Source organism: Paenarthrobacter sp. FR1, assembly GCF_051106045.1.
Lineage (GTDB): Bacteria > Actinomycetota > Actinomycetes > Actinomycetales > Micrococcaceae > Arthrobacter > Arthrobacter nitroguajacolicus_A.
In genome coordinates this window covers 151,043-176,204 of sequence record NZ_JBPFSF010000010.1, presented here as the reverse complement: position 1 = coordinate 176,204, position 25,162 = coordinate 151,043, and the positions used below count along the sequence as shown (strand labels likewise).

21 protein-coding genes are annotated in these 25,162 nt (G+C 63.6%); 13 read left to right on the top strand and 8 right to left on the bottom strand.

Features of this window, described 5'->3' with window-relative positions; genetic code table 11:
* Positions 1-127: 127 nt before the first annotated feature.
* Complete coding sequence (locus ACR30Z_RS18525; RefSeq protein ID WP_434374119.1) at positions 128-859, bottom strand: glutamine amidotransferase; 732 nt, start codon at positions 857-859, stop codon at positions 128-130.
* Positions 860-1,014: 155 nt separating this feature from the next.
* On the opposite strand from ACR30Z_RS18525, the gene ACR30Z_RS18520 reads away from it, so the two are divergent.
* Together ACR30Z_RS18520 and ACR30Z_RS18515 are read left to right on the top strand one after the other, a co-directional pair.
* Entirely contained in the window at positions 1,015-2,256 is a 1,242-nt protein-coding gene (locus ACR30Z_RS18520) for an MFS transporter (protein WP_434374118.1), read from the top strand.
* 175 nt (positions 2,257-2,431) lie between these two features.
* Positions 2,432-3,748, top strand: a complete 1,317-nt coding sequence (locus ACR30Z_RS18515) for an ammonium transporter (protein ID WP_434374116.1) — start codon at positions 2,432-2,434, stop codon at positions 3,746-3,748.
* An 88-nt stretch (positions 3,749-3,836) separates the two neighbouring features.
* Here the strand turns inward: ACR30Z_RS18515 and ACR30Z_RS18510 are convergent, their stop codons facing one another.
* Entirely contained in the window at positions 3,837-4,433 is a 597-nt protein-coding gene (locus tag ACR30Z_RS18510; protein WP_434374114.1) for a DUF1992 domain-containing protein, read from the bottom strand.
* A 123-nt stretch (positions 4,434-4,556) separates the two neighbouring features.
* On the opposite strand from ACR30Z_RS18510, the gene ACR30Z_RS18505 reads away from it, so the two are divergent.
* The gene (locus ACR30Z_RS18505) at positions 4,557-5,144 is read left to right on the top strand and encodes a hypothetical protein (RefSeq protein ID WP_434374113.1); all 588 of its coding nucleotides are present in this window, start codon (positions 4,557-4,559) and stop codon (positions 5,142-5,144) included.
* A 29-nt stretch (positions 5,145-5,173) separates the two neighbouring features.
* On the top strand, positions 5,174-5,428 hold the full coding sequence (locus ACR30Z_RS18500) for a hypothetical protein (RefSeq protein ID WP_434374111.1): 255 nt from the start codon (positions 5,174-5,176) through the stop codon (positions 5,426-5,428).
* Between the two features lie 81 nt (positions 5,429-5,509).
* Here the strand turns inward: ACR30Z_RS18500 and ACR30Z_RS18495 are convergent, their stop codons facing one another.
* A complete protein-coding gene (locus ACR30Z_RS18495) occupies positions 5,510-7,810 on the bottom strand; it encodes a SulP family inorganic anion transporter (RefSeq protein ID WP_434374109.1) in 2,301 nt (766 codons plus the stop codon).
* A 355-nt stretch (positions 7,811-8,165) separates the two neighbouring features.
* Between ACR30Z_RS18495 and ACR30Z_RS18490 the strand changes: the two genes are divergently transcribed.
* The 4 genes from ACR30Z_RS18490 (at position 8,166) to ACR30Z_RS18475 (ending at position 13,514) form a co-directional block, all read left to right on the top strand.
* The gene (locus ACR30Z_RS18490; RefSeq protein ID WP_434374108.1) at positions 8,166-10,232 is read left to right on the top strand and encodes an FG-GAP-like repeat-containing protein; all 2,067 of its coding nucleotides are present in this window, start codon (positions 8,166-8,168) and stop codon (positions 10,230-10,232) included.
* 113 nt (positions 10,233-10,345) lie between these two features.
* The gene (locus ACR30Z_RS18485) at positions 10,346-11,422 is read left to right on the top strand and encodes an acyl-CoA dehydrogenase family protein (protein WP_434374106.1); all 1,077 of its coding nucleotides are present in this window, start codon (positions 10,346-10,348) and stop codon (positions 11,420-11,422) included.
* Positions 11,416-12,774 carry a PIG-L family deacetylase gene (locus ACR30Z_RS18480; RefSeq protein WP_434374104.1) on the top strand — a complete coding sequence of 453 codons (1,359 nt, stop codon included), beginning with the start codon at positions 11,416-11,418 and terminating at the stop codon, positions 12,772-12,774. Before ACR30Z_RS18485 ends, ACR30Z_RS18480 begins: the two co-directional genes overlap by 7 nt.
* Positions 12,771-13,514 carry a glycosyltransferase gene (locus ACR30Z_RS18475; protein WP_434374102.1) on the top strand — a complete coding sequence of 248 codons (744 nt, stop codon included), beginning with the start codon at positions 12,771-12,773 and terminating at the stop codon, positions 13,512-13,514. Before ACR30Z_RS18480 ends, ACR30Z_RS18475 begins: the two co-directional genes overlap by 4 nt.
* Here the strand turns inward: ACR30Z_RS18475 and ACR30Z_RS18470 are convergent.
* The 3 genes from ACR30Z_RS18470 to ACR30Z_RS18460 all read right to left on the bottom strand — a co-directional run bounded on the left by ACR30Z_RS18470 (position 13,511) and on the right by ACR30Z_RS18460 (position 15,051).
* Positions 13,511-14,089, bottom strand: coding sequence for an adenylate kinase (locus tag ACR30Z_RS18470; RefSeq protein WP_144652965.1), 579 nt, complete (start codon positions 14,087-14,089; stop codon positions 13,511-13,513). The genes ACR30Z_RS18475 and ACR30Z_RS18470 overlap by 4 nt on opposite strands.
* Positions 14,090-14,191: 102 nt before the next feature.
* A complete protein-coding gene (locus tag ACR30Z_RS18465) occupies positions 14,192-14,689 on the bottom strand; it encodes an SRPBCC family protein (protein ID WP_144652966.1) in 498 nt (165 codons plus the stop codon).
* Positions 14,686-15,051, bottom strand: coding sequence for an ArsR/SmtB family transcription factor (locus ACR30Z_RS18460; protein WP_434374101.1), 366 nt, complete (start codon positions 15,049-15,051; stop codon positions 14,686-14,688). The genes ACR30Z_RS18465 and ACR30Z_RS18460 overlap by 4 nt, the downstream gene beginning before the upstream one ends.
* Before the next feature lie 288 nt (positions 15,052-15,339).
* On the opposite strand from ACR30Z_RS18460, the gene ACR30Z_RS18455 reads away from it, so the two are divergent.
* Positions 15,340-17,997: a Tat pathway signal sequence domain protein gene (locus ACR30Z_RS18455; protein WP_434374098.1), complete on the top strand. Its 2,658-nt coding sequence runs from the start codon at positions 15,340-15,342 to the stop codon at positions 17,995-17,997.
* Between the two features lie 23 nt (positions 17,998-18,020).
* On the opposite strand, the gene ACR30Z_RS18450 is transcribed toward ACR30Z_RS18455, so the two are convergent.
* On the bottom strand, positions 18,021-18,899 hold the full coding sequence (locus tag ACR30Z_RS18450) for a MurR/RpiR family transcriptional regulator (protein WP_144652969.1): 879 nt from the start codon (positions 18,897-18,899) through the stop codon (positions 18,021-18,023).
* A gap of 108 nt (positions 18,900-19,007) precedes the next feature.
* On the opposite strand from ACR30Z_RS18450, the gene ACR30Z_RS18445 reads away from it, so the two are divergent.
* The 4 genes from ACR30Z_RS18445 (at position 19,008) to ACR30Z_RS18430 (ending at position 22,938) form a co-directional block, all read left to right on the top strand.
* Positions 19,008-20,402: an MFS transporter gene (locus tag ACR30Z_RS18445; protein ID WP_144652970.1), complete on the top strand. Its 1,395-nt coding sequence runs from the start codon at positions 19,008-19,010 to the stop codon at positions 20,400-20,402.
* A gap of 11 nt (positions 20,403-20,413) precedes the next feature.
* The gene (locus ACR30Z_RS18440; RefSeq protein ID WP_144652971.1) at positions 20,414-20,917 is read left to right on the top strand and encodes a GAF domain-containing protein; all 504 of its coding nucleotides are present in this window, start codon (positions 20,414-20,416) and stop codon (positions 20,915-20,917) included.
* A 1-nt stretch (position 20,918) separates the two neighbouring features.
* Positions 20,919-22,151 (top strand): metal-dependent hydrolase family protein, encoded by a 1,233-nt coding sequence (locus tag ACR30Z_RS18435; RefSeq protein WP_144652972.1) that lies wholly within the window; start codon positions 20,919-20,921, stop codon positions 22,149-22,151.
* Positions 22,152-22,251: 100 nt separating this feature from the next.
* Positions 22,252-22,938 carry an SRPBCC family protein gene (locus tag ACR30Z_RS18430; protein WP_144652973.1) on the top strand — a complete coding sequence of 229 codons (687 nt, stop codon included), beginning with the start codon at positions 22,252-22,254 and terminating at the stop codon, positions 22,936-22,938.
* A gap of 81 nt (positions 22,939-23,019) precedes the next feature.
* On the opposite strand, the gene ACR30Z_RS18425 is transcribed toward ACR30Z_RS18430, so the two are convergent.
* Complete coding sequence (locus ACR30Z_RS18425) at positions 23,020-25,053, bottom strand: rhamnogalacturonan lyase (RefSeq protein ID WP_434374095.1); 2,034 nt, start codon at positions 25,051-25,053, stop codon at positions 23,020-23,022.
* Positions 25,054-25,162 lie beyond the last annotated feature (109 nt).

Here is a 25,162-nt window from a genome sequence, read left to right as displayed (position 1 = left end):
GATCGTCGCACCAGGTGACAATACGTACGACGGCGACCTGCCGCCGTCGTGCGCTGGCGTTGCGGGGCCCGCTTTGCGTGGCATTCCCCGCGCTTGGCGCGCAAAGCGGGCCTCACAACGGCCGACGTTAGCGGGCGTAGCGCTCCGTGAAGTTCCTGAGCACGCGCATCGGCTCCGTCACCGATGATTGGCGTGCCGATTCGATGAGTTCGTCCGCGGTGTGCGAGGGAAAGTAGCCGGAGTCCTTGTAGATGGTGATCCGGGTGATGAGGCCGTCGGCGTCCAGCTCGGGGTGGAATTGCGTTGCGTAGAGGTTGTTCTTGATCCGGAACATGTGCACCGGGCAGGCTTCAGAACTGGCCAGCAGCACTGCGTGCTCGGGAAGTTGGCTGCACGCTTCCTTGTGTCCCACGAAGGCTTCGAAAGTGCGCGGGACACCTTGAAGCATGGGGTCGCGCTCCCCCTCGACGGTCAGTGTGATCTCCGTAGCTCCTACCGGCTCCCCGAAGCGGCGATCAATGACGGCGCCCTGATGCACACCCAGGGTCCCCACCCCGTAGCAGGCACCAAAGAACGGGAAGTCCTCCGCCACGATCCGGTCCAGCAGCGATGAGAGTTCCGTCTCAACCCGGATCTGGGCGGCGCTCTTCTCCTCCACAGGATCGCTGGACGTGAAGGGACTGCCACCGACAATCACACCGGAGTAGTCGGACAGGTCAAGGGGCTGCAAAGGCCCAGATTCAAGCCGAATCCGAACCAATTCTTCCGGCTTCAGGCCGCAGTACCGGAGGTAGGCCTGGTACTCGTCATCGGCTGCGGCGTCTTCGGCGCGGGTGGCCAGCAAGAGGAAGGGCTTCACAGGCCCAGTCTGCGTGAGGAATGGCTGGGTGACAAAGTGTGTTGCTGCAAGGGGGTGTCTGACAGAGACTCCCTCACGTCGCCGTGGCTGCATAGCGTTGTCTTACCCCCTATGAAACAGCACCCCCAGCATGACTCATCCCTGAGGAGCAATCTTTGAAGCAGGACCCTGTGGTCGTCGGAACACCATCGCCGGAGGCGACACCTGCTGAACGGCAGCAACCGAAGAAGATCCCGTGGGGCGGACTCCTGGTGCTGGCGGCCGCTGGTTTCACGGCAGTTACCACCGAGCTTCTTCCGTCCGGCCTGCTTCCGCAAATCAGCCGCGACCTCGGAGTCGATGAGTCGGCCGTCGGTTCGTTGACTGCTGTGTACGCAGCGATCATCGTCTTCACGGCCCTCCCGCTGTCCCGTTTCCTGGCCGGCAGGGTTCCCCGCAAGACGCTCTTGATCGCCACTGTGCTGGCCTTTGCCCTGAGTAACGTCCTCCTGGCCTTGAGCCCCACTCTGGGCTGGGCGATCGGGGCGAGGCTCCTTGGCGGGATCGCGCACGGAATGCTGTGGTCCAGCATGGCACCGTACGTGGCACGCATCGTTCCGGCCCACTCCGTGGGCAAGGCCATGGCCGTGGTGTTCAGCGGCAACAGCATCGCGCTGGCCGTGGGAGCACCCATCGGCACGTTGATGGGCTCCCTGATGACGTGGCGCGCCTCCTTCATGGTGCTCGCGGGCGTCGGCGCGCTCTTGGCAGTGTTGGCTTTCTGGCTGCTGCCCGGCGCGCACGACCACGCCAGCCAGAAGACCCCGTCCCTCCGTGCGGCCATGAAACAACCGGGGGTGATCGCCGTGGCCATCGCCTGGCCGCTGTTGCTCCTGGCCCACTTCACCCTGTTCACCTACGTGGCGCCGTTCCTGTTGGCTTCCGGATTGCCCGAATCAGCCACCAGCCTCTCCCTCTCTGTAGTGGGAATCGCCAGCCTAGTGGGCATCTGGATTGCCGGCATGACCGCTGACTCCCGCCCGCGCACCTCGGTGATTGCCGCCGTCGGACTCCTGACCCTTGCTTTCGCCCTGCTGCCGGCGCTGGGCGGCAGCTGGGTGGGCGCGTTTGCCCTGATGACCCTCTGGGGCATTGCCTTCGGCGCCGTGGGAATCTACAACCAAGCGGCGATCCTCCGTGCCGGAGGTGAGCACAAGGATGCCGCCAACGGCCTCACCGTGGTGACCATCCAACTGGGCATCGCGGTCGGGGCTGTCTATGGCGCGTTCGCCCTCACCACGGTGGGAGCTCAACTGGTGCCCCTGGCCGCGGCGGTTCCTACGGCGATAGCGCTGGGTATCATCATCGCCAGCAGGCGGGGCGGCTACCCGGCCGGCCCTCGCGAGAAGCGCCGTTAACATGCCCGAAACACGCCAGTGACGTGATCTTCACGAACGAGGGATTTCTGTAACTTAGCTGCAACTTGGCTCTTCTGAGTCGGAAACATAGCTCACCGAATATTGATCGGGGGGTTGGTGTGGGCCGTGCAACAACGGCCCCGTTTCGGACAGACTTGATCAGAAGGGAACGCAGGTGGAAATCTCTGCGCAACACGTCTGGCTGATGTTGTCATCGGCAATGGTGCTATTCATGACCCCGGGCCTCGGCCTGTTCTACGGCGGCATGACGCGTGCCAAGGCTGCGCTCAACATGATCATGATGAGCTTCATCTCAGCCGGCATCGTGGGCGTTGTCTGGGTCCTATGGGGCTACTCGATGACCACCGGTGACGGATTCCTGGGCTTGTTCGGCAACCCCTTCGCGCACTTCGGGCTCCAGGACCTCATGGGTTCACCGGATCTCATCAAGGCAGGCTTCGCGGCAACGTTCGCCATCATCACCGTCGCCCTGATCAGCGGCGCCATCGCCGACCGCGCCAAGTTCGGTGCCTGGGCAGTGTTCGTCCCCATCTGGGTCACCGTGGTCTACTGCCCGCTGGCGTACATGATCTGGGGCGGTGGCCTGATGAGCGCCGGCGGTGCCCTCACGGAAATCTTCGGCCAAGTCATCGACTTCGCCGGTGGCGCAGTGGTTGAGGTGAGCTCCGGAACTGCCGCTTTCGTCCTCGCATTGATCGTGGGAAAGCGCCACGGATTCGCCAAGGACCCCAACCACCGCCCACACAACGTCCCCTTCATCATGATCGGCGCGGCCATCCTGTGGTTCGGCTGGTTCGGTTTCAATGGCGGCGCCGCAGCAACGGCGGAGCAGGCCGGCCTCATCTGGGTCAACACCCTGGTTACTCCGGCAGCGGCCATGCTGAGCTGGCTCGTGGTGGAGAAGGTTCGCCACGGACACCCCACCTCCCTGGGTGCTGCGTCCGGTGTGGTGGCTGGCCTGGTTGCGATCACCCCATCCTGCGCCAACATCACCCCGCTGGCCGCTCTGGGCCTGGGTTTGGTGGCCGGTGCTGCCTGCGCGGTGTTCGTTGACTTGAAGTACAAGTTCGGTTTCGACGATTCCCTCGACGTAGTGGGCGTGCACTTCGGCGCAGGTGTGATCGGCACGCTATCGCTCGGCTTCATCGCCTTCCCCCAGGACGGTGTGGCTGGCGGCCTTCTCTACGGTGGCGGCCCTCAGCAGCTCATCGCGCAGACCATGGCCGTGCTGGTCACCATCGCCCTTTCCGGACTCGGCACGCTGATCATCGGCCGCGCCATCCACAAGACCATCGGATTCCGGGTCCCCCACGAGCACGAAGTCACCGGCGTGGACCTCACCCAGCACGCGGAGTCAGCCTACGAGTTCGGCCTCACCGCCCACGGCCACTTCCGCCAGCAGCAGGCGCACCTGTCGGCGTTGATCAAACGGAAGCCGGCTGCGGAGGCCAAGGAAGACAGCTTCGCCTAACGGCACCACACGCAGAACAGCAGCCGACGGCGGGACCTGGGTTCCGCCGTCGGCTGCTGTTGTGTGCGCCGGGTTGGTAGCAGCCGGGCTAGCCTGAGCCGTTCCAGATCCGCTGCCACCACGTTCGTTTGGTGTCCGGTGCGGGTTCCGGCTCGGGTGGAGCTGCCGCTGCCCTCCGTTGCCGCCAGCGCTCCAATTCGGCGTCTATATCGCGGAGTTTGGTGATCACTGGAGGGCCACCCTGCAGCTGCCGCCGGGCCTCGATGACCCGCTTGTTGAAGTCCTCAAGAATGTCCCGAACCTGTTTATCGGTGTACTGCTGGTCCAGTTTGCCGTCGAGCTCAGCATCCTCGATCCGCAGCAGGATCGCAGGTGGGCCGATCCCGCTCAGGTGTTCGCGCTGGATGAGCCCTTTGACCCACCAGTCGGGATCGTAGTGCTCCCCTAAGCCCGGGATGGGTTTACCGGCGTACTTGAGGTTGTCGAACTTGCCCTGGTTCATGGCATCCCGGATCAGGTATTCAACCCGGGCAGCATCGTCCACCTTCCGGCGCTTCTCCCGCTCTTCAGCGTCAGCGGCCTCGATCTCAGCGTCCTCTTGGGCGCTTCCACCCCATCCGCGTACCGCACGTAGTTCCGCGCCACGCTCAAGCTTCCGCCTGAAGGCGTTGTTCTCGGCATTCACGGTGCTCGCCACCTCCTCACACGACAGCCTTGGCCTGTCGGACATCGTGGTTCTGGGTCCAGTATTCCGCAAGATGCGGGCCACGGGCGAGGCCCGTACCTTCGGCCCGTTAGCATGGGGGCCATGGAGTCATACACCTGGGCCAAGGCAAAAACCAGCGACGCCGGCGAAGCCAAGGTTGCCGTCCTTCTCCCGGGCTCGGGGTACCCGGTGCAAGGCCCGGTTCTCTTCTGGGTTGGTGAGATGCTCACTGCGTTCGGTTGGCACGTCCAAGCTGTCAGATGGACGCCCGAAGACGAGCCTGGGCCGGACCCGCACGCATTTGTAGCGCGGGCGGCGGAGGATGCCTTTGCTGCCGTGCCGTTAACAAGCCGGCGGCTGGTGGTTGCGAAGTCGTTCGGGACCTTGGCAATTCCCTGGGCTGAAGACACAAAGACAGCGGGTGTGTGGCTCACACCGTTGCTGACGGACGCCAAAGTCAGGGAGACGATCGCTCATACGGACAAGGCCGACCTCTTCATCGGCGGTTCCGAGGACAAACTCTGGGACGGCGGCCAAAAGTCTGAATCGGTGGGGACATTTGTTGAGATCCCCGGCGCGGACCATTCCCTCCAGATCCCGAATGACTGGCGAGCTTCGCAAGAGCTCCAATCGGGCGTCTTCAGCAGGATTGAGGAATTCGTTAAGGCCCTGCCGGACGCTGTCCAGTAGAAATCGAGCAATGTGATGTGGGGGCATACATGCAGCTGAATCTGATGGTCATCGCGGCGTGGGCGGTCACGGCCCTGCTTGTTCTCTTGGGATGGGCCACAGGTGTGACGCTCTGGTCCTACATGGAACCCGTCGTGGACACAGTCGATCCTCCTGCCAGCTACTACGTGGCCGCATGGGCTGGCGTCGCAGCCCTGGCCTTGAGCTTCGTCGTGAGCATCTGCGTGACGCTGTACGTGGCGAAGTCCCGCGCAACGCGCCGCCACCACCCACTTTCACGGTGAACCAACCCCGACCCGCCGCAAAAGTGGCGTGTCGGGCAGCTCGAAGTAGGTGGTGGCGGCCCGGCCGGAACTACGCCGGAACTAGGAGCGCACCGCCATGCTCGGATCCAGCTGCTCGATGCCTTCCGGGCTCACCAGCACAACGCGTGCCGTGCAGATGTCGTAGTACAAGCCGGTGGCCTGAACCAGGCCGGAGGCAATAGCCGGCCCCGTGACGGGGTGGTCCTCGAGCTTCCGGAGTTGCAGGGCCACATTCACCATGCTCAGTTGATCCAAGCGGCTGTACCCGTGCGCCTCGGCAGCCATGGCCACCGGGTTGCCGGCCAACAGGGCAGAGTAGCTGGGCCGGGCGTGTTCCAGCCAGGTATCAAAACCGGATCCCAAGGCAGGAGCAGCACCCTCGGCATCAGCGATGACTGCCTTCATCGCACCGCAGTTGGAGTGCCCGCAAATGATGATCGAGTCCACGGACAACGCCTTGACTGCGAAGGACAGCGCGGAGTCGATCGAAGCATCGTGATCGTCACTGCACACCACGTTGCCGATGTTCCGGAGCGTCAGGAGGTCTCCGGGTCCACTGCTGGTGATCAGGTTCGGATTGACGCGCGAATCTACGCAGGCGACAAACAACGTGTCAGGGTTCTGACTTTCGGTGAGGTCCTGCACCAGGGGGCGGACCTTGTCCGCGTGGCGACGATGGTACTTGTCGATGCCCAGGAGGATCGACCGCAGCGGCAGCTGACCGCCGTCGTCGTCCTTTGCTTCGGTGACCACGTCAGCAGGCTGCCACGACGTGCGCGGCGGCAGCGGGAATTCGCGCAAGTCCTGCCGCTGGGGAGTGTTGTCCTCGGCGTCCGTGAAAGCAGTGGTCCCATGTTCCTCCAGAACCACGGAGGCGCCGGTATTGCGGTGCTGCTTCTGCCAGGCCACCAACGCTTCGCGGAAGGCGTGGTCCAGGTAGTCGGCGTTGAGTTCCACTACGACGTCCTGACCTTCGGGCACGGAATGGAGGACGCGGTTGAGTCGGGGCAGGGCGAAGAAGCTGCACGAGCCAGCGATGGTGACGCGCCACGACAGGCCCGAACCAGCGGGCGCATGAGCGTGAATCTGCGCCCTGAGCACGCGCCACAGCACGCAGAGGGCGGCGAGGGCCAGTCCGATGATGACGCCCTCCAGCAAGTTGAGGGCCACGACGCATACCAGCGTCACGGCGTAGACCAGCAGGTCGCCGGTGCGGAGGCTGGTGCGGATGTCGGCGATCTTAATGAGCTTCGCGCCGATCACCAGGAGCAACCCGGCCAGCACGGACAACGGAATCAGCTGGATCAGGCCGGCGAACAGGGCGGAGAACACCAGGACCCAGACGCCGTGCAGGATGGCGGAGGTGCGGCTTTTCGCGCCGGCTTCCACGTTGGTGGCGCTGCGGACGATCACGCCGGTCACCGGGAGTCCGCCGAGCATGCCCGAGACAACGTTCGCGGAGCCTTGGCCCACCAGCTCGCGGTTGAGGTTGGTGCGCGAACCGCCGTGCATTTTGTCGACGGCGACCGCTGACAGGAGCGATTCGATGCTTGCGATCAGGGCCACCGTGATGACGGCCATGCCTGCGGCGCGCCAGTTGCCGTCGGGCAGGCTGGGGAGCGCAATGGCGTCGAAAATGGAGCCGCTGAAGCTGATGCGCTCAACGCTTGGGGCTACCGCTACAGATAGTGCCGTGACAGCCACGACGGCGGCAAGCGGCCCTGGAATCTTCCGCACCGCTGCGGGGAGGAACTTCCACGTCAGAAGTATCGCGACGACGGCCAAACCCAGCAGCGCCGAGTGCAGTTCCACGTTGGTGATGGCCGCTGGAAGTGCGGTCAGGTTTTCGACGGCGGACCCGGCAGCTTGGCCGCCAAGCAGCACATGGGCTTGCTGCAAAATGATGGTGATACCAATGCCCGCCAGCATCGCCTTGACCACCACTGGCGACACTGCCAGCGCGGCTCGGCCAATACGGCTGACACCCATGAGTAACTGCAGGACGCCGGCACCGACCGTGATGGCGCACGTTACCGCCCAGCCGAATTCGTCAACCAGACCGGCAACGACGACGGTCAGTCCGGCCGCGGGGCCGCTCACCTGCAGTGGGGAGCCGCCCAAGCTCCCAGCGACAATGCCGCCGACGGCTGCGGCGATGAGGCCCGCCATGACAGGAGCTCCGGACGCGGCGGCGATGCCCAGCGAAAGAGGAAGTGCGACGAGGAAGACTACGAGGGACGCGGGAAGGTCCGCGCTCAGGTTCCTGAGGAAAGAGGGTTTGGTCGCACCTTTGCCCGGGTTCTTTCCCGGCGGGCTGTGCGAGTCCGTGGGGACGGTGGCGTGTTCGTTGGGTTGCGGCATGGGGTTCCTTTGGCTCGGGAGTGCTGACCCATCCAAGCTACGGAACTTGTCACCGTTAATGACAACTAGATGTGACAAGCATGACAAAAGCTGTGAAGTAGGTGCGTCACGTGAGGACAAAGGGGAACTTTCGCGGGGGTGGGGATCGTTGGGGCAACCCAGGGCATTGCTCGTTCCCGTCGCACTTTCGTCCGATGCCAGGCATCGGCCCCTGGACGTATAAACTTCGCAGGTTGACGCGATGGTCGCGCACTGGATTTTGGGGGTCGAGCCTTTGGCTGCTCTGGGTATTTCTGCTTTTCCTGCTGAAGGTGCATCGCGCCCAGTCTTGGGCTTGCTGACGGCGACTCTCGCCATGACTGGCCTCCTGATAGGCGTCACTCCTGCCGCCGAGGCGGACGTCCTCTCCGACCGCGTGCAGGTTGGCCAAAGGGTATTCGCGTTGGCCGTTAACGAAACAACCAATAAGGCCTTTGCCAGCAATGACGCGGCCAACACAGTCACCATCATTGATCCGGCAACCAGGTCCCAGAAGACGGTTTCAGTGGGGACCGAACCCCGCGAACTGGTGGTGAACGAGGCAACCAACAAGATCTACGTCCAGAATTACGGCGAAACCTCGGTGTCGGTCATCGATGGCACCTCCGGAACCAGCACGAAGATCCAACTCTCGGACTCGGCCGGCAAACCCGCAGTGAATGAAACGACCAACAAGATCTACGTTCCACACAGCAGCGGTATCACTGTGATCGACGGTGCCACAAAGACCACCAAAAAAGTTCAGGCGGGCCCAGCATTCCAACTGGCCGTGAACGAAAAAACCAACACCGTCTATGCCATCGGCGACGGCGGAAACGTGACCCTGCTGAACGGATCGACAAACGCGATGACGAAGGTCACCGCGTGCACTTCGGCCTACGCAATAGCGGTCAACGACGTCACCAACAAGGCGTATGTTGCTTGCCGCTACGAGCAGTCCATCGTCGTCGTTGACGGTGCCACGCAAAAGACCACGGTAGTACCGACCGGCACCGACACCCATCCCCAGGAACTGGCAGTCAACCGAGCAACCAACAAGGTCTACGCCCTCAACTTCGCGGATTCGAGCTTGACCGTGCTCGACGGGAACACCCATTCAATGGCCACGGTTCCCACGGGGTCTTATGCCCTGTCCCTCACCCTGAATGAGACCAGCAACAAGGTCTACGTCTCCGATCAGTACCAAGGGCGGGTCCGGGTGTTCGACGGCGCGACCAATTCCGTCTCCTTTGTGCCGGGTTTCAGCATTCCCGGCCGTATGGCCGTGAATACGAAAACAAACACGGTCTTCGTCCCAGACCTGTATCGCTCCAACAACCAGGACACCAGCGACGTGGTGATCATTGATGGCAGAAATATTCCTCCTGTCATCACGTCCGGCGCACCTCCGGAATCGGGCAGGGTTGGTGCCCAGTACAGCTTCGCTTTTACTGCGAAGGGCTCCTACGGCATCTCCTTCAAGGTTGCCTCCGGCTCACTTCCACCCGGCTTGACCCTTGAAGGCGCTTCACTCGCCGGAGTTCCCACCAAGGCCGGCACGTACACCTTCAGCATTTCCGCAACCAACGGGTTCAGTCCCGATGCCGTAAGTTCAACGTTCACTATTACCGTCACGCCCGATGACATCCGGCACGATTTCAATGGCGACAAAAGGACCGATGTCCTGGCACGTAGCAGCAACGGTGATCTATGGCTCTACCCAGGCAATGGCAGCGGAGGGTGGCTGTCGCCGTCAAAGGTGGGCCAGGGGTGGAATGCCATGACGGCCCTCATCACCCCCGGTGACTTCAACGGTGACGGCAAGGCGGACCTGCTGGCCCGCGACGCCAACGGGGTGATGTGGTTGTATCCGGGCAACGGCAAGGGTGGCTGGCTGGTTCGCACCCAAGTGGGGCAAGGATGGAATGGCATGACGGCCATTGCTGGAATCGGAGACTATCTCCTGGATGGAAAGCCTGACATCGCAGCCCGGGACGGCTCTGGGAACCTGTGGCTCTACCGGGGCAATGGCGTGGGTGGCTGGCTGGAAGGCAGACCCTACGAAATCGGCAGCGGCCTGAATGGCATGACCTTCATCTCGGGCCCGGGCGACCTCAATAAAGACGGCCTTGAGGACCTGCTGGCCCGTGACAGCAAGGGCACGCTGTGGAGTTTCATGGGTGAGCCGCGAACTTCCTTTGGCTGGGGCATCCAAGTTGGCTGGGGTTGGAACGCCATGACAGCTATCGCCACTCCCGGTGACTTCAACGGCGATGGCAACGTGGACCTCCTGGCCCGCGACTCCGCCGGCACCCTCTGGCTCTACCCCGGTAACGGCAAGCAAGGCTGGCTTCCCCGGGTCCAAGCCGGTTCCGGCTGGAACGTCATGAACGCGATCATTTAGCGGCCAAGGCCTCCCCCAACAAAATATTCAAGAACGACGGCGGCAACCACCCGCCGTCGTTCTTTTGCCCTCCGCACACATAACCTAAGGCTCCTTAGAATAGGCTTGGCTCCATGAGCGACACCGAAGCCCAGCCCGTCCGCATCAGTTCCGAGCCGGTTCAACTACAAGCCCTGGAACCGATGCTGGAAAAAGTGCGAGCCGCTGTGGGCGACGTCCCTGCACTGCTGGCCATCGCCAAGGAAATCGGGCTGACGGCACCGAAGCCCGGCGAGGGCAACACCGCCAAGCTTTGGGAGCTCCTGGCATCCGTCACAGCCGTGGACGTGGCAGCCGGTCGGGTCCTGGAACCCCACCTCGATGCCGTAGCCATCCTCGCCCAAGCAGACGATGCCCAAGCAGCCGTACCCGCTACACCGGAAGGCGCCTGGGGAGTGTTCGCCGCCGAAGGCCCCGGACTCAAGCTCGAGGCAAAGCGCGATGACGCCGGGTCCTACGTCCTCAACGGATCCAAACCGTGGTGCTCGCTCGCTGCCCAACTGGACGGCGCCGTGATCACCGCCTACACCGGAGACAACAGCCGGGCAGCCTTCGCCGTGCACCTCAAAGACGCCGGAGTGTCCTGCGAGACTCCCGAGTGGACCAGCCGCGGACTGCGGGAAATCCCCAGCGGCACGGTCCACTTCGACCAAGTTCCCGCAACACCGGTGGGCGACGAGGGCTGGTACTTCAAACGGCCCGGCTTCGCTTGGGGAGGCATGGGCGTGGCCGCGTGCTGGCTCGGCGGAGCGGTGGCCGTGGCCCGGGACTTCAGAACCGCGCTGGCCAAAGCCGCGGACAACGGTCGGGAACCCGATCAGATCGCCCTCGCTTCCTTGGGTGAGGCGGACAGGATCATCACGTCCGTCACCGGGTATCTTGCCCAGGCTGCAGAGCGGATCGACGCCGGCTTCACCACGGACAGCCCCGGCGCCTGGAGCGAAGCCCTGCGCGTCCGCGGAACTGTTGCCGCCGCCGTCGAACGTGTTCAAACAGTGGTGTCCCAGAACCTCGGTCCCGGCCCGCTGGCCTTCAACGGGACGTACGGAAAACGCATGGCCGATCTCTCGCTGTACATCCGCCAGCATCACGCCATGCGGGACGATGCGCAACTGGGCGCCCTGACCTTGAAGGGGGACGCCGGATGGTGACGTTCTCGCACGCAGACACTGGGACGTCGGAGGCGGCATGGGCGGCCAGTGGTGTCGCCGCCCTACCGGAATTGCCGCTCGACGCGGGTGAACTCGCGGCCATGACCTTCGTGGTTCTCGCCGCACACCCGGACGACGAAACGCTGGGCGCCGGCGGCCTCCTGGCCAAGCTCCGCTCCGCCGGGGCAACGGTGACCATCCTGCTCTGCACGGCAGGCGAGGCCTCGCACCCGGACTCCCAAACCACGACGCCGGAACAGCTTGCCGCTGTGAGGCTCGCTGAATTCGACACGGCTGTGTCCGGGCTGGCTCCCAGCGCGACGTGGCGGTTCTTGGAATTGCGCGATGGGCAGTTGGCGGCCAATGCGGATCGAATCGCCGAGGCGGTGCGCGAGGCCGTCACCGGGCAACCGGCGGAAAACGTGGTGGTCGTAGCGCCGTACCGCTCCGACGGGCACACTGACCACGACACCCTTGGAACGGTCGCCGGGGACGTTGCCGCAGCCGGAGGCCATGGCTTGCTGGAGTACCCCATTTGGTACTGGCTGTGGGCAGAACCCGAGGACGCCACGTGGAAGTCATGGGTTCGCGTCCCGCTCACACCGGCGGATCAACGCGCCAAGGCCGACGCCATGCGGGCCCATGCCTCCCAAATAGAACCTCTATCCGAGCAACCGGGCGATGAGACGCTGCTGTCACAGACTTTCCTGGAGCACTTTACCCGCCCCTTCGAAACTTTCGCGTGGCACCCGTCCAAGGCTGGAAGCAACAGCGCAGCGGACGCAGAGCGCATCTTTGACGAAGTTCATTCGCGGGAAGACGACCCGTGGAACTACACCAGCAGCTGGTACGAACGGCGGAAGCGTGCGTTGACGTTGGCGGCCCTGCCGGAGGAATCGTATGAATCCGGACTTGAACTGGGCTGTTCCATCGGCACCCTCAGCGAGGAGCTCGCCCAGCGTTGCCGGCAGTTCATTGGAGTGGACGCCAGCGGCGCAGCCGTGACCCAGGCAGCAGAGCGGCTGGCACGGTTCCCGGCTGCGGAAGCCCGCCATCTCACCATGCCGCATGAATGGCCCGAGGGAAGCTTCGATCTGGTGGTGCTGTCCGAGACGGGCTACTACCTGTCCGCGGAGGAACTCAGCGAGCTCCTGGCCCGGATTCAAGCCGCAGCCCGGCCAGGCGGGACACTGCTGCTGTGCCACTGGCGGCACCCCATCTCCGGCTGGCAACTGGATGCTGAAGCGGTGCATTCCATGGCCCGCAGCCAACTCGCTTGGCCCACGCAGGGGCTCTACCGGGAAAAGGACTTCGTCCTGGAGGTCCTGCTGGCCCCGCATGAGGCGCCATGACCAGGCCAGCACCACAGGACATCAGGAGCGTAGTGGTGGTGATGCCCGCCCACAACGAGGACCGGCACATCGGCCCGGCACTAGCTGCGTTGAAGACCGCCGCCAATGCCCTGCAGCGGGAGCACCCAGGAATCACGGCTTCAATCACCGTGGTCCTGGACAGCTGCACGGACCGCTCAGCTGACATCACAGCTATGCACGCCTCTGGGGACCCCCGTTTCGGCGCCGTTAGCGTGAACCTCCGGAGTACCGGAGCCAGCCGCGACTCCGGCATTCGGGCCGCCTTGGATCGCATGCCCGCGGACGGGACCGCGAATACCTGGTTGGCGACTACCGACGCCGACTCCATTGTTCCGGAGCACTGGCTGGTGCGGCAGGTGGAACTGGCCAACGCGGGAGCGGACGCCATCCTGGGCTCCGTGGAACCAGACCCAAACGACGTGGATCCGACAGTACTGGGCCGCTGGCTGGAACTGCACCCGTTCCGCGAGGACCATCCCCACATTTACGGGGCCAACTTCGGCGTCCGGGCCTCTGCCTACGTAGCCGCAGGCGGCTTTCCCACCTTGAGGGCCCACGAGGACCGGATCCTTGTTGACCGGCTCCGCCGGCACGGGTTCGCCGTCACCGCAACGGACACCACCCGGGTGGTGACGTCCGGCAGGATGCAGGCCCGGGCACCGGAGGGGTTCGCGGCCTACCTTCGAACCCTCGGCGCCGGACTTCCCGCTGCAGGTTAGGCGGCCAAGGATTTTTCGACGGCGGCAATGGCGGCGGCTGTGATGGTTTCGCGCTCGCCGGATCCGTCCACGGTCACCAGGATCCCGCGCTGCGAGTAGGCCGTCACCACTGGCTGCGTCTCGTCCCGGTACAGCTCCAGGCGGCGTTGAATCACGGTCTCGGTATCATCGCTCCTGCCCTGTTCCTGGGCCCTGCGGAGCATGCGTGCAACCAGCTCGTCATCGGAGGCAGTCAACGCGAGCACGGCTTCCAGGGGCTTACCCCGGGCGGCCAGCATTTCGTCCAGCGCGCCGATCTGGATCACCGTTCGGGGATAGCCATCCAACAGGAAACCGTCGGCGGCATCGGCTTCCTCCATGCGCTGCTTGAGCATGTCCGTGGTGACGTGGTCCGGCACGAACTCGCCCCGGTCCATGTACTCCCCGGCTTCCAAGCCGAGCTCAGTCTTGTCCCGAACGTGGGCGCGGAACAGATCTCCCGTGGAGATGGCAGGAATGCCGAAATGCCTCGCTATGTGCTCGGCCTGCGTGCCCTTGCCGGAACCCGGAGGTCCCATGATGATCAATCGCGCCATGACACTGGTCCGTTTCGAGAGGCGGCCGGGACTTAAACCATACGCCGACGACGGCGGGAGGCACCCGCCGTCGTCGGCTTCTTTTTGCTGTGGTGCCGGTCGTCAGGCGTTGGCCGGCTCGGCAAGGAGGGAATCGATCTGGCCGATGGCTTCCTGCAGCCCCTCTTCCATGCCCATCTCGGCCATCTTCTGCATCTGTTCTTCTGACTCGAAAGTGGAAGTGAGGGTCATTCGCGTGCGGTCGCCAACGGGTTCAAGCCTGACGGTGGCGTGCGTGACACCCAGTTCGTCCACAGGGGCGCCTTGTTCGTCGGCAAATCCGTCGTCGAATTCGAGGTGGTCCGGGGCGTTGATGGTGGTGAACTGCCACCATCCGCGGGCTTTGGTGCCATCCGGGCCGGTCATGTAGTACGCGGCCTTCCCGCCGGCGGTGAACTCGTGGGTCTCAAAGGTGGCGGGCCAGGTTGGTGGGCCCCACCACCGTTCAAGCTGCCGCGGGTCCTCCCAGATTCTCCAGACGCGCTTCACATCGGCATCGAACTCGGCGACAACGGTGAGGCTCAGGGCCTCAACATCCTTGTCCACGCTGACAACAGTCATGGCAGATCCCTTTCATCATCTTCAGCGAGTATGTCCGCGATCCGGCTGGCGCGTTGCCGCCAGATCATTTCGAATTGATCCAACAGATGCCGGGCTTTTTGCAGTCCATCATGGTTTCCCCGCACAATCTGCTCCCTCCCACGCTTCTCCTTGGTCACCAGGGAGGCCCGTTCCAGGACCGCAACATGTTTCTGCACGGCCGCGAAACTCATGGCGTAGAGCGCAGCCAGCCCGGAGACGGAGTACTCCCCCGCTGTCACCCTCGCCAAGATGTCGCGCCGAGTGGTGTCGGCCAACGCCTGGAACAGGCGATCGATGTCTACATCTTTTCCGGGTGCCGGATTGAGCTGATCTACAACCATTTGGTTGTACGATACGCCCCCGCCGGTTGAGAGTCAACGGTCACTCCGACGCTGAAATGGATTATCGACACCCAAATTCAGTGGCGACACCCGGATTTGGGTGGCGCCGGGGAGTTTAGGTGGCGCCGGGGGATTTGGGTGGCGCCGGCGGCACCGCACCGCAACCCCCACTGCGACCAGCACCCGGCCACCCCTTGCGGGCCACGCGGCTCGCGGGTAAGTTATTGAAACGTCTCAAGAAAGCGTTTTCCCATCCCTGGCTTCCCGACCCCTTAGGTGGATTCGATCATGACTCAGCACGCCCCGATCACGTGGATCGATGGCGAACCGCCCGCCGGACTCAGCGGCGGCACGACGTGGGGGATGCCGTTTCAACGCGGCACAGTCCCGGACGCAGCCGCCCTCAGGGTCCTCGACTCGGGCGGGAGCAACGTCACCGCGCAAACGTGGCCACTCGCCACCTGGCCGGATGGATCCCTTAAGTGGGCAGGCATCGCCCTCGGCGCAACGGATCAGCCCGCATCGGAATACCAGGTAACCCACTTCACCGGGACTCCCGACGGCGGCCCGAAAGCCGCCGTCCACGGCTCACCCGAGGTGACGGTCACCGAGACAGAAGAGTCCGTGACGGTCTCCACCGGATCCTTGGACATGGTCCTGCAGCGTTCAGGCGCGAGTCTCTTCAGCAGGCTCACCCGTGATGGTTCCGTGGTGGCGAAAGACGCCCGCCTGGTGAGCCTCCGCCAAAACGACTTGGGCGAGGAGGCGGGCAGCACCACGCGTGAAGGATTTACCGGCCGCACCACCAGCGTCACGGTGGAGCAGCGTGGGCCGGTTCGCGCGGTAATCCGGGTGGAAGGGCAGCACCGCGCCGATGCCGGCGAGCGCGAGTGGCTTCCGTTCACCTTGCGGTTCTACTTCTACGCGGGTGCCCGCAGCGTCAGGTTGATGCACTCGTTCATCTGGGACGGTGACGCTGAACGGGATTTCCTTGCCGGACTCGGGGTTCGATTCACGGTTCCCCTGGCCAGCGAATTGCATGATCGGCATATCCGGATCGCAGGCGCGGACGGTGGCTTCCTGGTGGAGGCTGTCCGCGGGCTGACCGGTTTGCGGCGGGACCCGGGCGAGGCTGTTCGCACGGCGCAGGTGGCTGGTCGGCCCACGCCGCCGCTCAACGAGTGGAGTCCGCTGGCCTCCGAGCGTCTCCACCTCATTCCGAGCTGGAACGACTACACCTTGACCCAACTCACCGCCGATGGCTTTGAGTTGCGCAAACGCACAGCGGCCGGTCATGGATGGGTTGGCATCTCCGGCGGCACGCGATCAGCGGGCTTCTGCTCCGTGAGCGATCTCGGGGGTGGCCTTGGCATCGGCATCCGGGACTTCTGGCAATCCCACCCTGGCCAGCTGGACATCCGCGGGGCAGCCTCCGCGGAGGCGACGGTGACCGCATGGCTGTACTCGCCGGAAGCCCAGCCAATGGACCTTCGCTTCTACCACGATGGATTGGGCCAGGACACCTTTGAGGACCAGCTCGAGGGCCTGGAAATCACTTACGAGGACTACGAGCCAGGCTTCGGAAACCCCACGGGCATCGCACGAACGCATGAACTCACGTTGTTCGCCTATGACACCACGCCCAGCACGGAGAGCCTCGCCGAGGATGCCCGGGCCGCGTCCACTCCCCCGCTGTTGCAGCCAACGCCGCAGTACCTGCACGCGGCCGGAGTCTTCGGCGACTGGGCCCCCGTGGACCGCAGCACTCCAGCCCGGGCCGAGCTGGAAGACAAATTGGACTTCCTGTTCGACTTCTACCAAGGCCAAACGGAACAGCGGCGCTGGTATGGGTTCTGGAACTACGGCGATGTCATGCACACCTACGACACCGACCGGCACGTCTGGCGCTACGATGTGGGCGGCTACGCCTGGGACAACTCCGAGCTCTCGCCGGACCTTTGGCTCTGGTACATGTACCTGCGTACGGGCCGAGCGGACGTGTTCCGCTACGCCGAAGCCATGACCCGTCATACCGGCGAGGTGGACGTTTACCACCTCGGCCCGTGGCGTGGCTTGGGCTCCCGGCACAATGTGCAGCACTGGGGTTGCAGCGCCAAGCAATTGCGCATCAGCACCCCAGCCTACCGCCGGTTCTACTACTACCTGACCGCCGACGAGCGCACGGGCGATCTCCTCACCGAGCTGGTGGACAGCGACCAGAACTTCCTGGGACTGGACCCCGTCCGCAAAGTACGGCCGGACGCCGATACCTACCGTCCGGACCGCGGCGCCTTGGGCGTCGGGCTCGGTACCGACTGGGGTTCGCTGGCAGCCACCTGGCTCACGGACTGGGAACGCACCGGCAATCCGCGTTCCCGCGATCGCCTGCTGGGCACGATGGCCGACATCGGCGCCCTGAAGTACGGATTCCTGACAGGCGAGGCGCTCTACGATCTGGATGCCGGAAGGTTCGACGTCGGCCGGGAAGTCATCAGCGTCTCGCACCTGAGTGCCGTGTTCGGTTTGGTGGAAATCTGCAGCGAGCTGATCAATCTGGTGCCGGACAAGGACTTCGAGGCGGCCTGGATGCAGTATTGCCGGTTGTTCCTGGCCACTCCGGAAGAGCAGGCGGCCGAGGTGGGTCAGCCCCTGGCCGGTATCTACCTCACACAGGCTCACAGCAGGCTCACGGCCTACGCTGCAGCGAAGCTCGGATCACCGGAACTGGCCGGGTTGGCGTGGGAGAGCTTTGCCGAGGGCGGGGAGAACCTGAACCATGAAGAGGCCTTCACCGTGAAGACCATTCTGCCGCCGTATGTTTTGCAGCCGGTGGAGGAGGCCCCAACGGTCTCCACTAACGACACCGCCCAGTTTGGCTTGGCCGTCATCCAAAACCTGGCCCTCATCGGTGGCGAGCTGCCCGCCGAGGAGGTCCCGGCGTCGTAAATTCCGTTGCTTTGGGGGCGGGCCTAGGAACTGGAGCGCGGGTGCATGATCCGCATCTGGTCCCAGGTCCGCTCCGAGGCGGCGATGTTCTGGTTGGAGCGTTCCCGATCCAGTGAGGCAAGCTCGACGGCGATCGCCTGGACCGCGGTTACAGCGCCCGTCAGGGACGGGAAGAAGCCGGCGCCCTCCGTGGGCACCACGATTCTGTGATCCGCATGCACGGCCACCGGCGAACCCGCGCTGTCCGTAATGGAAACAATGGGCGTGCCCAGGTTGTGGGCGATATCGACGGCGCGCATGGTGCTGTCGTAGACCCGCCAGAGGCTGATGGCGATGACCAAATCTTCTGCACCGAGCCGTGCAATGGCATTGGTGAGGGCTGCGACGTCGGCATCGAGGAGCCGCACGTTGTAGCCGGCGATGATGGCATTGTGCTCCAGCGCCTTGCCGGGGATGGCGTAGCTGCCTGCCGCGACAATGAAGGTCTGCCGTGCACCTGCAATAGCCTTCGCAATTGCGTGGATTGTGTCGGCGTCCAAGGTGCGTTCAAAATGGGCCAAATTGGCACGATCCGTGGAGACCGCGGCCTGCGCAGGGCTACTGATATGGCCATTGTGTTCGGCCGCGACTTCCAGGGCGCTAAGCGACGCCAGGAAGCGGGACCGGAGCTCGAACTGGAAGTCCGCCCACCCCTTGAATCCCAGTGTTTGCGCGGTTCTGGTGACGGTGGAGGCATTCGAAGCGGCCACTGCGGCGATGTCGCTGACCGAGCCGTAGGAGGCCAGGCGCGGCTGGGACCGCAGGATGCCGATGACCTGCATTTGGCGTGCCGCGAGCTTCCGCCCCTGGACACGGCTATCGAGCCACTCGGTCAACGTTGACGAGTCGAAATCTTCTTCCACCTATTGACCTACCTCACACTTTGGCCTTAACTTCGATACATCACATCTGCACAGATCCGTGCATATTCCTCAAAATGTACAACTTGGCCCACTTTGGTAGGAATCCCCATGTCTCTCACAGCACGCTTGGATCGACTGGCTCTCAGTCGACCACACTACAAGCTTCTCCTCATCGGAGGCCTCGGCTACTCGTTCGACGGCATGGACGGTGCAGTGGTTGCCTTCCTGCTCCCGCGCATCCAGGAATTGTGGGGGCTCAGCACCGCCAGCCTCGGACTAGTGGGCTCGGCGGCCCCCTTTGGCTTCTTCTTTGGCGCAATTCTGGCCGGCTGGATGGGTGACCGTTTTGGCCGCAAGAAGGTCATGCTCTGGGCTTTGGCCTTCTACTGCCTCATGTCAGTGGTGGCAGCCATGGCTCCGAACTTCGAAATTTTCCTGATTGCACGGATCTTTGCAGGATTGGGAGCCGGCGCTGAAAGTGTGATCATCGCGCCGTTCCTGTCCGAGTTCATTCCCCCGAAGCGCAGGGGATGGTTTATCGGAACCTTGGCCGGCTTCTTCTCCTTCGGCTTCGTGGGCGCCGCACTGATCGGCCGCTTCGTTGTCCCGCTGGGCGAGGACGGCTGGCGCTGGGCGCAGGTCATCACTGCCATCCCCATCCTTCTTCTCCTGTGGTGGCGGCGCAGCCTGCCGGAATCACCCCGGTACCTCATCAGCCGCGGCCGCATGGCAGAGGCAACGGACGTGGTGGACCGATTCGAGCAGAGCGTTGTGAAGGCCACCGGGAAGCCTCTGGCTCCCCTGCCGGCCGTAGAGGAAGAGATCACCAAGCACGAGCAGAAGATCAGCATCTGGAATGCTCTCAAGTTCATGTGGTCGAAGGCCATGCGCCGCCGGACCGCCGTGATTTGGCTGATCTGGTTCGTGATCACGTTCTCTTACTACGGCTTCTTCTCCTGGATTCCCACTCTTCTGGTGGGCCGGGGCATCACCATCACCAAGAGCTTTGAATTCTCAATCCTCATTTACCTGGCGCAGATTCCCGGATACTTCTCCGCCGCCTGGTTGTGTGACCGGATCGACCGCAAGAACACCATTGCCCTTTATCTGGCGGGATCGGCCATCAGCGCCTTCTGGCTGAGCCAGTCCAACGACTCCGGCATGATCCTGGTGGCCGCAGCAACGTTGTCCTTCTTCCTCAATGGCACCTACGCCGGCGTCTACGCCTACACTCCGGAACTCTTCCCCACGTGGATGCGCGCCACCGGTGTTGGCCTGGCAAGCGCAGTGGGCCGCATCGGCAGCATCCTGGCACCATCCATTATTGGCATTTTCGCTGCCTCCCTGGGCTTCGGCGGGGTGTTCACCATGACCACGGTGGTGCTGACCATCGGCGTCCTTGGCGTGGTGATCTTCGGCGCCTCCACCGCAGGAAAGTCCCTGGAGGACATCAACGCCCGCGCGGAACATGATCCGGCAGCGGCAGGAACAGCAAGCAAGTGAGCGGAGCTTTCATGACAACCGACACCACTTTCCAGCAGGCCTTTGACGCCCTGAAGCGGGACCCTGGAGTCATCCTCTTCACGGCACTCCAGTGGATCCCCCAGCGCTCCAGCCTTAAGCGGCTGTTCACCAGCCACCCGGGAGAGTATCCGGTAGGCGGAGAAAAGACAGTGGAAATCTCACCAGGCTGGCTTGGGACCGTCATTGAGGACAAGGTGCCCTTCATTGCTGCCGATCTCACAGCGCTAAGGGACGTCTTTGCAGACTCCAAGCTCATCCAGCAACTGGGCTGCGGCGCCGTCATCAACGTCCCCGTGCTCGACCCCCACAGCAACGTCGTGGGCGTTCTGGCTCTCTTGGATGAAGAAGGCAAGTACACGCAGCACAGCGTGGACACCGCCGTTGGCGTGGTCAACCAGAATCTGGACGAGCTGGTCCAGGCCTTTGCATCCCACCCCACCGAAGTCCCAGAAGTCCCCGAAGTCTCAGAAGTCCCAGGGAAGGACACTGTTTAGCATGAGCACCACCCCCGAAACCACCCCGCTGGTCGTCCGCAACGCAAGCGTGCTGGACGTCCAGGCAGGCACCTACTCCACTGCCGACGTCGTAAGTGTTGACGGAAAGATAGCCAGCGTTGGCACTGACCTTGAAGCGCCTCCAGGTGCCCGCGTCATCGATGGCACCGGAAAGTTCGTCATACCGGGCCTGATCGATGCCCATGTCCACGTGGTGGCGTCCAGCGCCGACTTCCGCTCGCTCACCTACACTCCGGCGTCGTATGTCTACGCCCAGACGGCCCGCATCATGGGCGAGATGCTTCGCCGCGGCTTCACCACCGTCCGCGACCTTTCCGGAGCAGATTTTGGCCTGGCCATGGCGCAGGAAGAGGGGCTGCTGGAAGGTCCGAAAATCCACTTCTGCGGCCATGCACTGAGCCAGACCGGCGGGCACGGCGACATGCGCTTGCCCGGAGAGGACCACGATCCCAATGGCCGCGGCTGCTGCGGCATCGGACGCGTTGCCGACGGTGTGGACGCGGTCCGGGCCGCTGCCCGCGACGAAATCCGCAAGGGCGCCCACCACATCAAGATCATGGCATCCGGCGGAGTTTCCTCCCCCACCGACCGCATCGACTCCACGCAGTACTCCATGGAGGAAATGCGGGCAGCAGTGGAAGAAGCCGAGGCGGCCAACCGCTACGTCGCGGCCCACGCGTACACTGCGCGAGCCATCAACCGGGCGCTGGAAGCCGGAGTGCGTTCGATTGAACACGGCAACCTCCTGGACGACGAAAGCCTCAAGCTCTTCCTTGAGAAGGACGCGTTCTTGGTCCCCACTCTGGTCACATACTGGGCACTGAAGGAAGAAGGCAAGGAGTTCGGACTCACTGAAGAAATGTGGGGCAAGGTGGACTCCGTGCTGACCAGCGGCCTCGAAGCGATTGCCCGCGCCCACGAAGCCGGGGTGAAAATGGCGTTCGGTTCCGACCTCCTGGGCGGAATGCACCGCCACCAGAACGAGCAGTTCAGGCTGCTCGGAAAGGTCCAGCCTGCGATCGACGCCATCCGCTCGGCAACCACCACGGCGGCGCTGCTGCTGGAGCGCGAAGGGCAACTCGGCGTGATTGCCCCGGGCGCGGATGCAGACATGCTGGTGCTGGGTGCTGACCCAGTAGCCGACATCTCAGTACTGGCTGACATTTCGGAGCACCTGGAGCACCTCATCCAGAACGGCCGGGTGATCTCCTAGACACTCCCTCCGAACCGCCGCAAGGCCTGTTCATCGGCTGCTCAAGGATCGATACTGTAAGTATGCTGATCAATGCAGAATCGAGCAGGAGGAGGACATCGTGACCACGAAAGTAAACAAGACGATCATGGTCAACGTTCCCGTCAGTACGGCGTACAGGCAGTGGACCAAATTCGAGGAGTTTCCGCACTTCATGGGCGGAGTCGAACGCGTGACACGTCTCAGCGAGGACCGCTTGGAATGGGTGGCCGAGATTGCGGGCGTCCATCGCCACTGGGAAGCAAAGATCGTTCAGCAGGACCTGGACCGCGCCGTGGCGTGGGCTGCCGTGGAGGGCGCAAAGAACGCCGGCTGGGTTGAATTCAAGGAGGCCGGCCCCAGCCAGACGTCCCTTCACCTATCCCTGGAATACGAACCGCACGGCGTCCTGGAATTCCTGGGGGACAAGTTGCACGTTGTTGAAAGGCAGGCTGAGTCAGACTTGAAGAAGTTCAAGGAGTATATCGAGAAGCAGGCACCGGAAGCCGAAACTCCGACTCCTGGGACCGCGACTACTGCTACCCCGAACACCGGAGCTGCTGCCACCACGGACGCCGGCGCGGCCTCGGCTTCAACGCCAGTGATCGACCCCGCAACGCACGTCTTCGACCAGACCAACGGCTTAGTGGACCTCGAGGGCGATTCCGACGAAACCGCAGACAGCGACACCCTCAGTGCAGCTGAACGGAAGCGACGCGACGACAACCGTCCGGGCTACATCCCGCCGCCGCCAAGTGCCCTGCCGTAACAATCAGAAGAAAAGTGCCGCCCGGGTCCGATACGACCCGGGCGGCACTGCTGTTGGAGGCACTGCTGTTAAGGAAAGCGGCTACTTCTTGGTGCCGGTGTAGACGACGGCGGGAATCGCCGGAGCCTGCATGCCCTCACCGATGAAGAAGCTCGGGTGCGGCGGCTGGTTGTAGGCCACGTTCTCGCGCGCAACAGCCGTCCGGTAGACGGTGTCGTGCATCAAGGTCCGCAGGCGAACCTCCGTGGGAGCAGTGGTGGTGTAGATCCGCAGCTCGGTGCTGTCCGTGGACGGCCAAGCGATCTCTTCGCGCCAGTCACCCAGGATGTCAGCCTGGATGGACGGGTTGCCCTTGGTGGTGTTGTTGCTGCGGGCACCCTCAGCAGTCAGGAGCCTGTCGCTGGTCTCCGTTTCCCAGTTCCACTTGGAGATAGTCGGAACGCCGCGGGACACGGTGGCGTCGTAGTCGTGGTCCACGATTTCGCGGAGCAGGTCACCGTCCCACCATGCCAGGAAGTTGGCGGCCGGGATCTTCTCGGCAATCAGCTCACCCTTGGCCGACATCAACTGGCCAACAGGTGAATCCCAGGCAGCGCTGCCGCCGATGGCCCACCCCTCTGCACCCGCATAGCGGGGATCGATGTCACCTGCCGCGCCGCGGCCGGTGTCCTTGATGGCCGGGATGCTCCAGAGGACTTCGCCCGTTGCAGCATCACGGAAGGTTGCCCCGCGGTTGCCGCTCTGGCTCATGCTCTCGTGGACCGCGAACGTTTCCAGCCCTGGCCTGGACGGATCGAGGTCACTGGTGTGGATGGCATCGCCGTGGCCGAGCTTGGTGTTGTAGAGCGGCTGGCCGTTGTCGTCGATGGTCATGGAGCCGAAGACGAACTCATCCTTACCGTCCTGGTCGACGTCGGCGACGGACAGGTTGTGGTTGCCCTGCCCCTTGTACTCATCACCGGCCAGGTTGGAATCGAAGGTCCAGCGCTTCACGAGCTTGCCGTTGACGAGGTCGTAGGTGACCAGGACCGTGCGTGTGTAGTAACCGCGGCTGAACATCATGGAGGGGTGCTCGCCATCAAGGTAGGCCACGCCTGCCAGGAAACGATCCACGCGGTTGCCGTAATTGTCGCCCCAGCCGGTCACAGCACCGCGCTCAGGCTCGTAGGTCACGGTGTCCAGGATGGTGCCGGTCTCACCCTTGAAGACAGTGAGGAACTCGGGGCCCGAAAGGACGTAACCGGCGCTGTTGCGGTAGTCGGCGTCGGCGTTTCCGATCACCGTTCCGGCGGCATCGCGGGTCCCGTCCGCTGTCTTGAGGGAAACCTCAGCCTTGCCGTCGCCGTCGAAGTCGTAGGCAAGGACCTGGGTGTAGTGCGCACCGGCGCGGATGTTGCGGCCCAGGTCGATGCGCCACAGCTTGGTCCCGTCCAGCTTGTAGGCATCCACGTAGACGTTGCCTGTGTAGCCGGACTGGGAGTTGTCCTTGGCGTTGGATGGCGACCAGGTCTGGATCACTTCGTACTTGCCGTCGCCGTCGAGGTCCGCCACGGTGGCATCGTTGGCCGAGTACGTATAGGGCTTGCCGTCCGGTGTGACGCCGTCGGCCGGCTTGTCCAGCTTGATCGCGAGGTAGTTCTGGGCCAGCGGCGTGACGGCCTCGGTCAGCTTGTCCTGGCCCTGCCCGTTGCCGACGGTTTTGATGACGTAGCTGGATTCTGCGGTGCCATCCGGGTCCACGAGCATCGTGGCATTTCGGATGGGCTCTGGAGTGATGTTGACGCCGTCGCGCAGAACCTGGAAGCCGATGCTGTCCTTGTCCAGGCCGAGCATTCGCCAGCTCACCGTGACGCCCTGATCCGTCAGGACGGCTACGGGTGCGCGGTCCAGGTTTTCCACTTGGCGCTTCAGCGAAGCCGGGTCCTTTGCGGCGGGTACGACGCCGGGAAGGCCGGCTTGTGCCGCCTGCGGCAGTTGGGTGGGAGCTGCTTGCGCGAGTGGGACACCTGTCAGGGCGATGGCGGCGGCAGCCAGGGAGGCCGACGCCGCGAGCGGGACTGCTTTCCACGCATGACGACGGGAGGTGGGGTAGGAACATTTCGAGGGGTGAGCCAAAGAACATCTCCTTTGATGCAGGGCGGCAGGGGGTCTGCGCGCGCCTTTTGGAACGTTTCATAATCTCGGTCCAAAACCTCCCGGACTTCAGGCGGGTAGTGAGGACGTT